Source organism: Halobaculum halobium, assembly GCF_030127145.1.
In the GTDB taxonomy this organism is placed as follows: Archaea; Halobacteriota; Halobacteria; order Halobacteriales; family Haloferacaceae; genus Halobaculum; species Halobaculum halobium.
Genome location: NZ_CP126158.1, coordinates 245,841 through 262,032 on the forward strand (window position 1 = coordinate 245,841; position 16,192 = coordinate 262,032).

Sequence of the window (16,192 nt, forward strand, 5' to 3'; positions counted from 1 at the left end):
GAGCGACGGTCGGGATATCAGAACTGTGATCGTTGGTGGTGAAGTTAAGTACCGGACTTCCCTACGGACGCCAGTAACCGATGTCGGGGGACGCCGCTGACGCCGCGACCGACGATCGCCCCCTGTCCGCGCTCAGGCAGCGCCTCGCTCGGACGCTCGAGGTGCTCCGCGGCGGCGACCTAGCGGTCCGACCGTTCCTCCCCGACGAGGACGGTCCGCTGGCGTCGTTCGACCCGCCAGCGGACCACGACGAAATCGAGCGCTACTGGGTGAACGCCCCGTACGCGTACATCGTCGTCACGTACGACACGGAGGGCGACAATCACGTGTATCACGTCGTCGAGCCGGAGCTGGACGACTTCGAGTTCGACCTCCTCCAGCGCGTCGTCGACGACATCCGCGACCCGCTGTTGTACCGCGAGGACCCCGGCGAGGCGGACGACGAGACGCTCCGCGACGAGCTGGAGGCGCTGCTGGAACAGTACGGCGTCGACGCGTCGATGCAGACGTTCCACGCGCTGTTGTACTACCTGCGGCGAGACTTCCGCGGATACGGGAAGATCGACGCGCTCCTCTCGGACCACCACATCGAGGACATCTCCTGTGACGGCTACGACCTCCCGATCTTCGTCTACCACGACGAGTACACCGACATCGAGACGAACGTGGTGTTCGGCCCCGACGAGCTAGACAACTACGTTATCAGGCTTGCGCAGCGGTCGGGGCGGCACATCTCCGTCGGCGACCCGATCGTCGAGACGACGCTCCCGGACGGGTCGCGTGCCGAGCTCGCGCTCGGCGAGGAAGTCACACCACGCGGCTCTGCGTTCACTATCCGCCAGTACGCCGAGGAGCCGTTCACGCCGATCGACCTGATCGACTACGGGACGTTCTCGATCGAACAGATGGCGTACTTCTGGCTCTGCATCGAGCACAACAAGAGCCTCATCTTCGCGGGCGGCACCGCCTCCGGGAAGACCACCTCGATGAACGCGGTGTCGATGTTCATCCCCCCGCGATCGAAGGTACTCACCATCGAGGACACCCGCGAGCTGTCGCTGTACCACGACAACTGGCTCTCGTCTGTCACCCGCGAGCGGATGGGGCAAGGGGAGGACATCGACATGTACGACCTCCTGCGCTCGGCGCTCCGACACCGCCCGGAGTACATCATCGTCGGCGAGGTGCGCGGCGAGGAGGCGCTCACCCTGTTCCAAGCGATGAACACGGGCCACACCACGTTCTCGACGATGCACGCCGACTCGATCGAGACGGTGATCAACCGGCTGGAGAACGAGCCGATCAACGTCCCCCGGGCGATGGTTCGATCGCTGGACTTGCTGTCGGTCCAGACGCTCGCACGCTTCGACGGCGGACGCGTGCGCCGTGCGAAGACCGTCGGCGAGATCGGCGGGATCGACCAGCGGACGGGCGAACTGGACTACTCGTCGGTGTACGAGTGGGACGCCGGCTCCGACAGCTTCACCAGTAGGGATTCGGCCCTCTTGGACGAGATCCAGTCCGATCGGGGGTGGAGCCGGGCGGAGTTGCTGTCGGAGCTTCGCGACCGGCGTCGGTTCCTCTCGCACCTGAGTGATCACGGTGTCACCGACTACCGCCGCTTCACCGCGCTCGTCAACGAGTACTACGCCGACCCCGACCGCGTGATGGCGCGGATCGAGGCCGCCGATGACGACGCGGAGGAGGATCTGATCGGCGATGCGGATCTCGGTGAGTCTGACGTTTCGGAGTCCGACCTCGGGGAATCTGACCGCAACACGTCCGATATCGGGGAGTCCGATAGCAACGAGTCCGGACCCGGTACCGGCGGGGACGAGGAGTCCGGCCTCGGCGACGGGGACTGACACGTGGTTCTGTCGTTTCTTCCGCTGGCAGGTACGGTGCTCCTGTTGGCGCCGATCCTCGTCGGAGCGGTGAATCGCGAGGCGAACCTCGTTGTGACGCGGGTCGCCGTTCACGCCTTCGGTGACTACGTGGCGACCGATCGACCGCGGACACACCGCCAACGCGACCGGTTGCGGGCGGCACACATCGGCGTCACGCATCGGTCGTACGCGTCGAAGACCATCCTGTACGCGGCCGTCGCGGGCGTCTCCGGGAGCGTCCTCGGCGTGTATCTCGCAGCGGGAACGCTGGCGCTCCTTCGGATCGGCGGGGACGCCGTTCGCGCGGCGCTGCCGGCCGTCTTGAGCTTCCTCGCGGACCTCACGCGACTCGGCGAACTCGGCGTTCGCGAGCTGTTCCCGCTGCTTTTCGTCTCGTCGGCGACAGTCGGCGTCGGCTCGGCGCTCGCGGTGTACCTGCTCCGCTGGGAGATCCTCGACCAGCGCGCACACGCCAGGGCGAGCCAGATCGAGGCAACGCTTCCCCGGACGGTCGCGTTCGTGTACGCGCTGTCGCGCTCGGGGATGGCGCTTCCGGCGGTGTTGGAGACGCTGTCTCGCAACGAAGACGTGTACGGTGAGGCGGCCCGCGAGCTCGGCGTCGCCGTCCGCGACATGAACACGTTCGGGACGGACGTGCTCACCGCGCTCGAACGCACGGCCGACCGCACGCCCTCACAGAATATGGCCGAGTTCGGGGAGAACCTCGCGTCCGTGCTCGGCAGCGGCCGGGAGGTATCGGCGTTCCTGCACGACCAGTACGAGCGCTACCAAGAGGAGGCCGAGTCGCAGCAGGAGCAGTACCTCGAACTCATCTCCGCGTTCGCGGAGGCGTACGTGACGGTGCTCGTCGCCGGGCCGCTGTTCTTCATCACGATCCTCGTCGTCATCGGGATCGTCCTCTCGGACACGCTTCCGTTGTTGCGGGCGGTCGTCTACCTCGCGATCCCGCTCGCGAGCTTCGGGTTCGTCGTCTACATCGATTCGATCACCCGGTCGAGCGGCGACACGATCGCCCCGGATCAGCCGGTTGATGACGCGCGGGTGCTCGCGGTGGCGGCCTCGAACGTCGCCGGACTCGGCGGCTCGGACGCACGGGCGGACGGCGGCGTGACTGCCGGCGACGCCGATGCCGCTGTGGAAGGCGATCGGTGGGCGGCGAGCAGGGAACGGCTGGCTGTCTATGATCGGATCGAGGCCGTGCTCGACGCCGCGAGCCGCCCGGCGGGACTCCTGCTCGAACGGCCGGGGCTGACTGCCGTCTTCACGATCCCCGTCGGCGTGTGCTGGGTGTGGATGCGAACGCCGTCGATCCCGCTGTCGCTGGGACCGTTCGCTCGGGTCGTCGACTCCCCGGTGATCGAGGCGACGCTACTGGTGCTCGCCGGGTACGGGATCGCCTACGAGGTCGAGAAACGCCGGATCCGGGGGATCGAACGCGCGGTTCCCGACTTTCTCGACCGGATGGCAAGCATCAACGACGCAGGGGTGAGCGTCGTCGAGAGCCTGCGCCGGCTCACCGGCTCGGACCTCGGCAAAGTCACGCCGGAGGTCCAGCGCGTGTGGCGGGACGTGCAGTGGGGCGCGACCGTCACGACGGCGCTCGACCGGTTCCGTCAACGCGTCCGCTCGCCGATGGTGTCGCGCGCCGTCGCGCTCACCACGAACGCGGTCGACGCGAGCGGCGACGTGGCGCCGGTGCTTGCGATCGCCGCTGACGAGGCGCGTTCGACGCGGCAACTCCGGAGGGAGCGACGGCAGGTCATGGTGACGTACCTCCTCGTGATCTACGTCTCCTTCGCGGTGTTTATCGGGATCATCGGTGCGCTGACGGTCGCGTTCATTCCGGCCGTCGAGGGGGCGCAGCTGTCGGCCCCGGGCGGCGTGGGGGGCGTTTCGACGGGCGTGTTCGAGGGGATCGGAAACGTCGACACCGGCAGCTACGTCGTGTTGTTCTATCACGCCGCGGCGATTCAGGCGATCGCGTCGGGTCTGATCGCCGGACAGCTGGGCGAAGGCAGCGTCAGCGACGGCGTGAAACACGCCACCGTCATGCTCCTGCTCGCATATCTCACGTTCGTGATCGTCGGATGACGCAGGGCGACCCGACCGCGGACGGAAGCGAGCGGCCCGAGGCGGACGAGCCACCGCAGTCGCGGCCGGCGGGGAGCGCGGTCGCGTCGACGTACGACCGCATCGCCGCCCACTTTTCAAAGACGCGCGAATACGCCTGGCCGGAGGTGGAGTCATTCCTCGACGGTCGCTCCGGAGGCGTCGGGCTCGACGTGGGGTGCGGCAACGGACGACACTCCGACTCGCTCAACGAGCGGACAGAACGGGTCGTCGGCGTCGACGTCAGCGGTGAACTGTTGCGCGAGGCACGGGCCAGAGCACGCGATCGCGGGTACGCCTCGGGCGTGTCGTTCGTCGCGGGCGACGCGGCCGCGCTTCCCGTCGGCGACGACCGGGTCGCGCTCGCGGTGTACGTCGCCGCGCTCCACCACCTCCGACCGCGACAGCGGCGCGTCGCCTCGCTGTCGGAACTCGCGCGGGTGCTCGAGCCCGGCGGACGAGCGCTCGTCAGTGCGTGGAGCACGGCTCACGAACGGTTCGACGCCGACGCGGACGCCGAGACGGGGTTCGACACGGCGGTCGACTGGACGCTCCCCGGCGGGGAGACGGTGCCGCGCTTCTATCACATCTACGCGCCTCGCGAGTTCGACGCGGACCTGGTCGCGAGCGACCTTCGAGTCATCGACTCGGAGGTCTCAAGCGGCAACTGTTACGCGGTCGTCGCGTCGGAGTGAGCACGCGATCGACGGCTCCGGGTTACGGCGCGCGGCCGGCGGGATGTGAAGCCGTCCCGGGTGGATGCACGGTCCGCACGACCGGACGCGTTTTTATACGACGGCCGGTCCAACACCGAGGTAGATGAACACCGACGGCGAGTTCGACTACGACGTGACGGTTGTCGGGGGCGGCCCCGCAGGACTGACGAGCGCGCTGTACGCGACCCGGCTCGGGCTGGACACGCTCGTCGTGAACCGCGGCGGCGGCCGCGCGGCGATGATGCGCGACACGCACAACGTGATCGGCGTGACCGAGGAGACCTCCGGTAACGAGTTCCTGCAAACTGCACAAGAACAGGTGCAGAGTTACGGCGGGGAGTACCGCCGGGGGTTCGTCGAGGACGTCGAGGCGCTCGGTGACGGTGGCGCCGACGAGGCCCCCGACGGCTTCCGCGTCGACACGGGCGACGCGGAGCTGACGACCCGCCGCGTCGTGCTCGCGACGGGCTTCTCGGACGGGCGACCCGACCCGCCGCTGCCGCGGACTGGGATGGGCCTACACTACTGCCTCCACTGCGACGCGTACATGTTCGTCGACGAGTCGGTGTACGTGATGGGGACGGACGACGCCGCCGCCCACGTCGCCATGATCATGCTCAACTTCACTGACGAGGTGGACGTGCTCCTGCGCGGCGCGGAGCCCGAGTGGTCCGACGACACCGCGGAGCTGCTGGCGAACCACCCGATCGACGTGATACCCGAAGACGTCACGGGCATGGAGAAAGACGACGACGGCTGGCTGGAGAGCTTCGAGTTCGAGGACGGGACCGTCCGCGAGTACAAGGGCGGCTTCCCGATGTACGGCTCGGAGTATCACGCCGAGCTCGCGGACGCGCTCGGACTGGAACGGGAGGACTCCGGCGAGGTCGCCGTCGACGACCACGGCCGCACCTCCGTCGACGGCGCGTACGCGGTCGGCGACCTGACGCCCGGCCACAACCAGATCCCCGTGGCGATGGGCGAGGGCGCCAAGTGCGGCATCGCGATCCACATGGACCTGCGGGCGTTCCCCCGCTCGAGCGAGAAGATCGCCGAACTCGGCCCTGTCGACGAGAGCGAGGTGCCGGCGATCTCGCCGGAGCTCATGGCGACGGCAGTCACCCACGAGGGGCACGCGGCCGGACCGCGGACCGAGGCCGAGACCGTGGAAGGAGAGGCGACGGCCGACGACTGATCCGGGCCGAGCGTCGACGACCGCGAACGGTAAACCCCTTATTCCCTCACCGAATACGGGGTGGTACCCTCGGTGCGCCGGTGGTGCGCGAATCCGAACGGATTCGCGAGTGACGGCCCGCGAGGAACACAGTGACGAACGCGCCGGTGGTCTAGCTGGTATGACTTTGGCCTTCCAAGCCAACGACCCGGGTTCAAATCCCGGCCGGCGCAGTTCTGCTGCGAATGAAGTGAGCAGAGAAATCGCCACGGCGGGATTTGACTCAGGGAGCACATCTTCGATTTGCGACCGTGGTTCACACTCCCGGCCGGCGCACTCACGCCTCTCCCCGCCCGGTTCGGCGTCCAATTCGGGCGTGAACGTCTCAAAACAGCGATACCACCGGTGCAGGTCGTCGACGGGTCGACCGGCGAACGTCACCTCGAGTCCGACCCTCACGACGAGCAGGCGGCTCCCGCAGTTCGGACACCTGGTGTCGAATAGCCCCACACACGCGCGTCGTCGCGGCCCAAATAGACGCTGTGGCGGACCGTCAGACCTCGGGTCGGATCGAGTCGAGGGGCACCGTCCCGTCAGTCGTCGGCCACGTCGGGGTCCGCCTCCACGTCCGCGAGCGCGGCCTCCCGCGCCGACGCCCGCCGGAACACGACCCAGAAGACGCCGGAGGCGACGACGATGAACCCCGCGGCCGTGTAGAACGCCACGCTTGTGGAGACGTACTGCTTGATCGCGCCGATCCCGACCGGCCCCGCGACCTGGCCGACTTTCCACGAGATCGACCGGAGGCTCATCGCAGAGGCGACGGAGTCGTAGCGTTCGCCCTCCTCGACGAACAGCGACATCGACGCCGGCAGGCGAAGCGAGTCGGCGATCCCGAGCACCATGTACGCCCCGAAGAGGCTGAAGAACGCCCCGCCGAGCACCTGCTCGCCGCCGAACGCGACGAACCGAACCGGGTCGATGGCACCCTCGAAGTAGTAGCTGAGCGGGATGAGGGCCGTGCCGATTCCGTACAGGAGCGCGCCGGCGACGACGAAGTACTCCTTGTTGCCGACGCGGTCGGTGAGGTCGCCGACGTACCCCTGCGTGATCGACTTTGTGAGCTTTCCGCCCGCGAGGATCCAGCCGATGGCGAACGCGGTCGTGCCGAACTCGGTGCGCGCGAGGATGGGGAGGAAGATGATGACGGCCATCTTGCCGACCGAAAAGGCGAGCCGGAAGACGACGAGCGCGCGGATCATCGGGAGATCCAGCAGCGCCTTCAGCGTCGCGACGCCGCCGCCGGCGTCGTTCTCGGTGCCGCCGCCGGGGTTGTCGCGGAGGTTGACGAACACGAGGACGAACGCGAGGATCGTGACCCCGGTGAGCACGAGGTAGGTGAACGTGTAGCCCTCCGCGAACAGGAGGTACCCCCCGACCACGTCGCCCGCGAGGCTGGAGAACGCCGCGACCTGGTTGTACGAACCGAGCCAGCGACCGTTCTCGTCGTCCGGCGCGATGTGCCCGACGACGGTCGAGCCCGTGATCCAGAGGACGGACGCGCCGACGCCCTGCAACACCCGAACGAGGATGACGTGGGCCGCGCTCTCGACGAGCATGAACCCGAAGAAGACGACGACGTTGATCGCGAGCCCGAGCAGGAGCCAGTGTTTGGCGTTGCCCGTGTCGACCTTCCGGCCGAGCGGGACGACGATGAGCAGCTGGACGACCGCAAAGGCGGTGCCGAACAGCCCCTCGACCGTCCCGGTCGTGTCGAACTGCTCGGCGTAGAGCGCCAGAGCGATGAGCAGCGTCGAATACGCCTGACTCCGCGCGAACGCCGTGCCCGCGAGCGCCGAGAACTCCCGGTCGCGCAACAGCGCGACGGAGCTGCCGAACTGCGCCACTGTTACGTTCCGAAATACACAGCGTGCGCTTAAACTCAATCATCGCGGCCGTCTGCGAGGTGTACTCGCACGGCACACACGTCGGTTGCGGCGGTGAGAGCCCGCAGCGGGATGCTACAGCTCGATCCGTTCGACGAGCTGGTCGTCGCTCTTGGTGTTGATCGCGACGATCCGAACCTTGTCCTCGATGAGCGAGTCGTGGAGCTTGGACTTCAGGAGGTTGTCGACCTGGTAGACGCCCGCGGCGTTCACCATCTTGATCTCGACGAGCACGGGCATCGCGTCGCCGTCGTGGCCGTCTGCCTCGCTGCCCGGCTTCAGTTCGACGTTGCTGATCGCCCGCGAGGAGAGCGTGTTGATGCCGCGACCGCCCTTCTCGTACGGGATGCGAGAGCGACCGCGTTCCATGTCGAGTGCGTCGGCGACCCGGATGACGCCGGCCTCGCGCGTGAGCGGCGTCTCCTCGGTGTGATGACAGAGAATGGCGTGAAGCACCTCCGCTTTCACGCGAACGGTTTCCTCGGTTCCGTAGTAGTCGAACTGCGGGAGCAGCCGGTCGAGGAGGTCGGCGGCCAGCGGAATCGAGTAGTAGGCGTGTTCGTCTCGGTGGACGACGTGTCCGATGTCGTGGAGGGTGGCCGCGAGCGCGATGATGACGGGTTCGTCGGCCGCAGGGAGCCCCTGATCGCTCGCACCGTTGAACGCCACGTTCCCGCGTTTCAGCAGTTCGTACAGCCGCAGCGCTCGGTTTCGAACGATCTCGATGTGCTTTGCGCCGTGGTCGTTGTACCCCTTGCGCGTGACCGCGTTGACGTTCTGCGCGCGGAGGTACGTCTGGATCTCGGGGTCGGTTTCGATGACCTCCAGCACGTCGTTCACCCGTTCGTCGGGAAACACGTGCTCGGCGTCGGGATCGTACTGCCGAACGCTCATCTTGTTCAGGTCGTCGGCCCCGTCGTCGTCCTGCTGGACGTCGCCTGATCCGGCGTTGTCATTCATACTTCGGTGGAGGGCGGGCGGTCGCAAAAGCCCTCCCCAAGCCGGTGCACCTCGAAGACCCACTCCGCCGCGCCGCCGCCCGCGGACCGCTCGCTCGAGTGGACGAGGGGGAATCGACGGCGTAGTGACTGTTGGTTGAACTGTCGAAGCATTTACCAACTACTATTTGGATAGTTCAAATATGGATACCGAATCGACTGGAGAAGAAGAAGAGGAGGAAGCGCCAACGGCGGGACCGAGCGGACACGAGCCCGAACGGGATGACGGTCCCGGGAACGGACAGAACGTCACCGAGCCCCCGGAGGAGGACGTTCAAACGAAGGGACCGAACGACATGTACTGTTCGTCGTGCGGGGCAGTGATCAGAAAGAACGCGGAGCTGTGTCCCGAATGCGGAGTCGCCCCAGGTAACGCTACGACTGGGGGGTCCTCGGCGGGAACGTCCCACTCCGCGGCGCCAACAAGCGGATCCGGGATGGGGAAGAACAAGTACACCGCTATCGGGGCTGTTTCGGGACTCGTCGGGTTCGCACTGCTCCCGATCGTCTTCGGTCCCATCGCGATATTCTGCGGGTATCGAGTGTACCAGAACCACGACGAGACCCACGGCATCGCGTTGATGGCGTGGGGAGGCCTCAGCCTCGTCGTCGGCATGGCCGTCGGCGCCTGGGTGCTCTCGTAGCGGCGGGTCGCGACCGATCCTGGCGCCCGCTGTCGAGGCGTCGGATGTGGTCCCGGCCGTCCGGACCCGCGACAGGTTCGGGTTCCCTCCGTCTCTCCATACTCGGTCACGGTATCCCGAGCGGACACGGCAGATGCGAGTGAGCCGGCCCCGGATGTTCACCCGCGAGAGTCCTGCTACGGGTGTCGATCGCACCGCCGAACCAGTAGTGAGATCACAGCTGACTCCCACTGACATCGCCCGTTCTGCCGTACATTCGGGAGGTGAACCCCTCTATCCCGGATACTGTGCAGTCCAAAAAGCCTATAATTGCCACCGGGTAAGCCGGGAGTAGAGATGCTCACTAGCCTACCCCTGTTCGGCGCCATCCCGGGCGGTCCGGAGATGCTCATCATCCTGCTCGTGTTGGTGCTGCTGTTCGGCGCGAACAAGATCCCCAAGCTGGCCCGGTCCACCGGGCAGGCGATGGGCGAGTTCAAGAAGGGACGCGAGCAGGTCGAAGACGAACTTCAGGAGATGCAGGAGGGCGAGGGCGACGAAGACGAAATCGCCGCCGATTCCACCGTCGACTCGACCGTCGATTCCACCGACGATGCGGTCGAGACCGAGACGGAGAAGAACTAACGCGCCGTCCCGGACCGCTTTTATCTCCGCGCCGAACACTCCCCACCCGGGGCGTGTGGCCAAGCGGATACGGCGAGCGGTTCCTAACCGCTAGATCGCGGGTTCGAATCCCGTCACGCCCGTTTCCGTTCGGTTTACTCACGCGATATCTGCGACGAGCGAAGGGAGGGACCGTCGCGCAGACAGCTTTCCGCGATTCGAATCGAAGGAACCAGTGCAGTCGCCCGCCGGCCGACCAGGAGACGACGGCGTTCATTCCAGCGCAACAAACCTATCATAAACCGGAAGCGAGTATGTCAACTCAACAGATAGAGCGGTCCTTCACCGCGATTTGCGGGTTTTCTCATCGGTGATACGGAGGGCAAGCATTTAACGTGGCCCCCGAAGTGAGTGAACGCAATGGCTACCGACGAGGCTGACGCGGCCGCCGGTTCCGGATTCGACGACGAATCCGGATCGACGGCGCGTCCGGGGGATACCGCCGTCGTCGGGGAGTACACGTGGCCGGACTTCCTGCGAGAGCACGGACACGAAGCCGCGGCCGACGAACTCGCCGACCGCCTTCGGACGGAGGTCGTCGAGGAGGACGAAAACGGCGAGGAGGTCGTTCGGATCGCGGTCCGCGCGGCGACCGCTGAGGATCTGGCGGCGCTCGGCGTCGCAGACACCGTTGCCGACGCGTTGGGGATCGATCCCGTCGACGTGTCATCGGTCGTCGGTGGCGCGGGCGCACTCGGCGCCTCGATCGCCGAGCGCTCCCCGCTGCTCGCGTACGACGAGACCCCCGTCTGGAAAGACATCTACACGTGGGACGACTACCGGGAGGAGTACTTCCTCGACGAGGAGGGGAACCCACCGACCGACGAGGAGGACGAGCCCTTGGAGTTCACCGACGCCGACAAGGCCGAGGCGCTCGGGTTCGATCCCAATCGCGTCGAGGAGACGCTCGGCCATCTCGCGAAGCGCGCGCCGGAACTCGACGAGGTGATCGACGAACGAACGGTCGACGTGGCCGACGACATCGATGAGGACGCGTTCTTCAGCGACGCCGCGGGGGCGACGACGATCGCGAACCGGTACGACTTGGAGAAGGCGGTGCCGATACCGAAGAAGCGCCACTTCCGCGAGATCGAACGCTACTGGGTGAACGAGCCGTACTCGTTCGTGATCGTCTTTCACTCGACGAAAGAGAACGAACAGAAGTACTACGTCGTCGAACCGTACCGCAACGCCATCGAGATCGACCTGTTCGACTTCCTCGAGGGAAAGCTCCGCTCGGCGATCAAATACGCCGACGAGGGAGAGGTCGCGGCCGACGAGGACCACCGCAAGCTGACGATCCGCGAGGAGACGTACGACCTCCTGGAGCGATACGACCTCTACACGCGAGACGGCGGCCCGAAGCTCGGCGACAAGCTCTCCGACCTCTTCGGCGTCGACGTTGACGACGACGGCGCCGCGGGACGACTGATCCGCGCGCTCGGCGTCGCACCACGCGACGTGGACGGCGAGATAGACGGGATCGCCGCACGGCCGGAACCCGCCGTTCTCGCGGAGGACCCCGACACGCTCACGGAGTACACCGTGACGAAGGCGCTGTACTACCTCGAACGCGACTTCGTGGGCTACGAACGCATCGACGGGATCAAACACGACATCAACGTCGAGGACATCTCCGTCGACGGCTACAACTCGCCCGTCTTCGTCTACCACTCCGACTACGAGCAGATCATCTCGAACGTCTATCACGGCGAACAGGAACTCGACGACTTCGTCGTCAAACTCGCCCAGCGCTCCGGCAAGGGGATCTCTAAGCGCCGGCCGCAGGTCGACGCGACGCTCCCTGACGGCTCGCGGGCGCAGTTGACCCTCGGGAAGGAGGTGTCAGATCACGGGACGAACTACACGATCCGCCAGTTCAAGGACGTCCCGTTCACGCCGATCGACCTCATCAACTGGAACACGTTCAGCCTCGACGAGATGGCGTTCCTGTGGCTGTGCATCGAGAACCACAAGTCGCTGATCTTCGCGGGCGGCACCGCGTCCGGGAAGACGACGAGCCTGAACGCCGTCTCGCTGTTCATCCCCTCGAACTCGAAGATCGTCTCCATCGAGGACACCCGCGAGGTCGAGTTGCCCCAGCGCAACTGGATCGCCTCCGTCACCCGCCCCTCGTTCGCGGACGACGACGGCGGCGACGTTGACGAGTTCGACCTGCTGGAGGCCGCGCTGCGCCAGCGTCCCGACTACATCGTGATGGGGGAGATCCGCGGCGAGGAGGGTCGAACCCTGTTCCAGGTCATGTCGACCGGGCACACCACCTACACGACGTTCCACGCGGACAACGTCGGCGAGGTGCTCAAGCGGTTCACGACCGAGCCGATCAACGTCTCGAAGACGATGTTCACGGCGCTGGATCTGGTGTCGGTGCAGGCGTCGACGCGCGTGCAGGGGCGAAAGGTTCGACGGAACAAGTCGCTCACGGAGATCAACCACTACGACGCCGAGAACGACGAGATCAACGTCCAAGACGTGTACCAGTGGCAGGCGGAGACGGACGAGTTCCTCCACATGGGCGACTCCAACACGCTCGAGGAGATCATGTTCGACCGCGGCTGGAGCGTCGAGACGCTCGAAGAGGAACTGCTCAAGCGGCGCACGGTGATCGCGTATCTCATCGACCGCGGGCTCAACACGTACACGCAGGTCGCGGCGACGCTGCAGGCGTTCATCAACGATCCCGAGACGATCCTCTCGCTCATGGCGAACGAGCGACTGGAGGCGAGCCTCGACGACCTCCGGGAGATGGAGTCGGTCCTGATCGACGTCGACGAGGACAAAGAGGCGATGGTTCCTCGACCGGAGCCGTCGGAGGCGCAGGCTGCGGAGGCGGCGTCGATCCTCGAAGAGGCGGAGTCGATCCTCACGGAGTTCCGCGGTGCGCGCTCCGACGGCGTCGCGGCCGCACTCGGCGCCGTCGAACCGGCCGCGGACGTCCCGGCCGACCCCGGGCCGGCGACGCATCCACTGCCGACACGGCTGTCGAAGCTGACGCCGCTGACGCCGACAGCGACGGCGAGAGGGATGCTCACACCGGCGGCGACAGCGACGCGGACACCGCCGGCGACGCGCCCGACCCCCCGTTCGACGGTATCGGACCGGAGCCGCTCGACGTCAGCCGGTCGGACGAGGTCGATGTCGCGGGTGAGGCCGCGGTCGACGAGGCGGCCGACGCGTTCGACGCGATCGATCAGTTCGATGCCCGTTTCGAGGAGGACGGAAGCGATCCGATCGACGACGACACCCGGATCGGTGAACTCGACACCACCGACGAGACCGACGGAAGCGATGAATCCGACGCCACCGACGCCGTCGCGGACGACGCCTCCCCAGACGAGGAGGCGGCCCCCGACGAGGAGGTGATCGACGACTGGGGGTTCGGAGAGGTGGCGTCGACCGACGACGCGGAGGAGGAGTAGATGAGCCTCGACACCGACGCCGGCTTCGGAAGCGCGCGGGGGTTCGCCGACGCGTTCTATCCGCTGTTTCGGCGGCTGTTCGACGAGGAGGGCGACTTCGTCGACACCGTCGACACGAAACTGACCCAAGCGCGGATGAACCAGCCCGTCGAGTTGTACGTCTCTCGCGCACTCGGCGTCGGCGTACTCGTCGGGCTGGCGCTGTGGGCGATTGGCATGGTCCTCGGCTGGAGCCTGTTCGCGTTCGGGATCGTGCAGGCGGAGTCGATCGGGCTGGGGATCCCGGCGAGTTCCCCCGAGCAGGCGGCACTGCTGGAGTCACTTACCGAGCCCGTGGCCGTGCTCGTGAGCGGCGTCGTCTTCGGGAGCATCGGCTTCGGACTCGGGTTCGGCACGCTGCTCGCGGTTCCGTACCAGCGGGCCGACGCGCGCAAGCGCGAGATCAACATGCTCCTCGCGGACGCGGTCTCGTTCATGTACGCGCTTTCGGTGGGCGGGTTGAACCAACTGGAGATCTTCGAGGCGATGGCGCAGGCCGACGACACCTACGGCGAAGTCGCCAAGGAGTTCCAGAGCGTCGTCCAAGAGACGAGCTACTTCGGGACCGACTACCGCAACGCCGTCCGTCAGCAGTCGATTGAGACGCCCAGCGAGGAGTTCTCGCAGTTCCTTACGGACATGCTGTCGATCATCAACTCCGGGGGCGACATGGAGCGATTCCTCTACGACAAGAAGGAGAAGCACCTTCGGACGTCGAAACAGCAACAGGAGCTGACGCTGGAGACGCTGGAGCTGTTCGGCGAGATGTACATGACGCTGTCGCTGTTCCCCCTCCTGCTCATCATCATCCTCGTCATCATGTCAATGCTCGGACAGGGCCAGGACTTCCTCCTGACGGCGACCGTGTACCTCCTCACACCGCTGATCGGGGTCGGCTTCCTCGTGCTCGTCTCGACGGTGAAACAAGACGAGGTGGGCGACGGCTACCTCGATCCCGGCGGCGTCGACGAACACTTCGCCGAGGAGCAGCGCGAGGGGTTGCTCCACCTCGGGCTCGTCGAAGCGTTCGTCGGCGAGTTCACCGTCTTCGACCGGATCCGCTCGCGCGAGGGAACGCACAAGACCGGCGAACTGCTGAAGGCGCCGCACCTGTTCTTCCGAGACAACCCCCTGTTCACGCTCGCGCTCACCGCCCCCGCCGCGCTCGTGTTGGTCGGGTTCGGAGTGGCGTCGGGCGACGCGCCGCTGACGTTCCAGGGGTTCGTCGACAACCCGGTGTGGTCGACGTTCGTGTGGGTGTACGTCCCCGCGTACGTCACGCTGATCCCGCTGGTGATATTCTACGAGTGGCACCAGATCCGGCGCGGGGGGATAACCGGGAAGCTCTCGGACAACCTCCGGAAGCTCTCATCGGCGAACGACACCGGGCAGACGCTGTTGGAGTCGATCCGGACGACCGCCGACACCTCCAGCGGAAAGCTGGCCGAAGAGTTCGAAGTGATGTACGCGAAAGTGAACTACGGGATGAGCCTTCGGGAGGCGATGGTCGAGTTCAACAACAAGTACCACATCCCGCGGCTCGCGCGGACGGTGAAGCTCATCTCGGAGGCCCAGCAGGCCTCCAGCCAGATCACAGACGTGTTGACGACGGCGGCGCAGGCCTCGGAGAACCAGGACGACATCGAACGCGAGCGGGTCTCGCGGACCCGGATGCAGGTGGCGATCATCCTCATGACGTACCTCACGCTGCTCGCGGTGATGGCCATCCTGAAGCTCCGGTTCCTGGACGTGCTCGCGGGGTTGACCGCGCAGGCGGGCGGTGGCGGCGGCGCTGGAGCCGCGGCCGGCGGGGGCGGCGGGCTCGGATCCGGCGGCTTCGGCGGCAACGTCGACGTCGACCGCCTGTCGGTGCTGTTCTTCCACGCGGTGACGATTCAGGCGATCCTGTCGGGGATCATCGCGGGCTACATCCGGAGCGCGGATGTCGTCTCGGGGATGAAGTTCGTCGTGGTCCTGCTCACCGTCGCACTCGGCGTGTGGGTGGTGGTGGCGTGAGCGACGGGACCGAGCGCGGGGGGGACGCCGCTGACAGCGACGGCTGCGACCGCGGACAGACGACGATCGACTACGCCATCGGCGTGAGCGTGTTCCTGGTGGTCGTCGCGTTCGTGTTCGCGTTCGCTCCGTCGCTCACGGCGCCGTTCACCGGCGACGCGACGGACGCGGTCGTCGTCGCCGATCGCTCGGCCGACAGGCTCGCGAACGACCTGCTCGTCGAGGACCCGTCGCGCCCGGCGGTCCTCGACGCCGACTGCACCGCGGGCTTCTTCGACACCGACGAACCCGTCGACGGCGACTGCCGGTACGACACGGACGCGAGTGATCTCCAGGGCGCGCTCGGACTCTGGTCGCCCGTCCGGACGGCGAACGTGAGCGTCGTCGGCGAGGGCGGGGTCCGCGTGCTCGGGGACGGTGCGGACGCAGTTTCGCTCACGGCCGGTCCGTCGCCGCCGCGCGGCGCGGACGTGTCGGTGGCGCGGCGGGCGGTCCTGCTCGACGGTTCGGACGCGACAGTGATCGTGAGGGTGTGGTGAT

10 protein-coding genes, 2 tRNA genes and 1 pseudogene are annotated in these 16,192 nt (G+C 66.6%); 11 read left to right on the forward strand and 2 right to left on the reverse strand.

The features are described 5' to 3' along the window. The first annotated feature begins 80 nt into the window (after positions 1-80). The 5 genes from P0Y41_RS01345 (at position 81) to P0Y41_RS01365 (ending at position 6,139) form a co-directional block, all read left to right on the forward strand. The gene (locus P0Y41_RS01345) at positions 81-1,865 is read left to right on the forward strand and encodes a type II/IV secretion system ATPase subunit (protein ID WP_284062224.1); all 1,785 of its coding nucleotides are present in this window, start codon (positions 81-83) and stop codon (positions 1,863-1,865) included. Between the two features lie 3 nt (positions 1,866-1,868). Continuing rightward, complete coding sequence (locus tag P0Y41_RS01350; protein ID WP_390214627.1) at positions 1,869-3,998, forward strand: type II secretion system F family protein; 2,130 nt, start codon at positions 1,869-1,871, stop codon at positions 3,996-3,998. Next, positions 3,995-4,711 carry a class I SAM-dependent methyltransferase gene (locus tag P0Y41_RS01355; protein WP_284062225.1) on the forward strand — a complete coding sequence of 239 codons (717 nt, stop codon included), beginning with the start codon at positions 3,995-3,997 and terminating at the stop codon, positions 4,709-4,711. Before P0Y41_RS01350 ends, P0Y41_RS01355 begins: the two co-directional genes overlap by 4 nt. Positions 4,712-4,835: 124 nt before the next feature. Then, positions 4,836-5,927, forward strand: a complete 1,092-nt coding sequence (locus tag P0Y41_RS01360; protein WP_284062226.1) for an NAD(P)/FAD-dependent oxidoreductase — start codon at positions 4,836-4,838, stop codon at positions 5,925-5,927. A 140-nt stretch (positions 5,928-6,067) separates the two neighbouring features. After that, positions 6,068-6,139: transfer RNA gene (locus P0Y41_RS01365), tRNA-Gly, on the forward strand. A 360-nt stretch (positions 6,140-6,499) separates the two neighbouring features. Here P0Y41_RS01365 and P0Y41_RS01370 read toward each other — a convergent pair. Both P0Y41_RS01370 and P0Y41_RS01375 read right to left on the reverse strand, forming a co-directional pair. Then, entirely contained in the window at positions 6,500-7,813 is a 1,314-nt protein-coding gene (locus tag P0Y41_RS01370) for an MFS transporter (RefSeq protein ID WP_284062227.1), read from the reverse strand. A gap of 114 nt (positions 7,814-7,927) precedes the next feature. Further along, entirely contained in the window at positions 7,928-8,746 is an 819-nt protein-coding gene (locus tag P0Y41_RS01375) for an HD domain-containing protein (RefSeq protein WP_284063437.1), read from the reverse strand. A 247-nt stretch (positions 8,747-8,993) separates the two neighbouring features. Here P0Y41_RS01375 and P0Y41_RS01380 point away from each other — a divergent pair, with 247 nt between their 5' ends. The 6 genes and pseudogenes from P0Y41_RS01380 (at position 8,994) to P0Y41_RS01405 (ending at position 16,191) form a co-directional block, all read left to right on the forward strand. After that, positions 8,994-9,494 (forward strand): acetolactate synthase large subunit family protein, encoded by a 501-nt coding sequence (locus P0Y41_RS01380; RefSeq protein WP_284062228.1) that lies wholly within the window; start codon positions 8,994-8,996, stop codon positions 9,492-9,494. Between the two features lie 336 nt (positions 9,495-9,830). After that, the gene (locus P0Y41_RS01385; protein WP_284062229.1) at positions 9,831-10,118 is read left to right on the forward strand and encodes a Sec-independent protein translocase subunit TatA/TatB; all 288 of its coding nucleotides are present in this window, start codon (positions 9,831-9,833) and stop codon (positions 10,116-10,118) included. A 49-nt stretch (positions 10,119-10,167) separates the two neighbouring features. Then, positions 10,168-10,240: transfer RNA gene (locus tag P0Y41_RS01390), tRNA-Arg, on the forward strand. Positions 10,241-10,517: 277 nt separating this feature from the next. Further along, positions 10,518-13,597: pseudogene (locus P0Y41_RS01395) on the forward strand (type II/IV secretion system ATPase subunit). Next, complete coding sequence (locus P0Y41_RS01400; protein WP_284062230.1) at positions 13,598-15,652, forward strand: type II secretion system F family protein; 2,055 nt, start codon at positions 13,598-13,600, stop codon at positions 15,650-15,652. Then, positions 15,649-16,191 (forward strand): DUF7287 family protein, encoded by a 543-nt coding sequence (locus P0Y41_RS01405; protein WP_284062231.1) that lies wholly within the window; start codon positions 15,649-15,651, stop codon positions 16,189-16,191. Before P0Y41_RS01400 ends, P0Y41_RS01405 begins: the two co-directional genes overlap by 4 nt. Position 16,192: the final 1 nt, after the last annotated feature.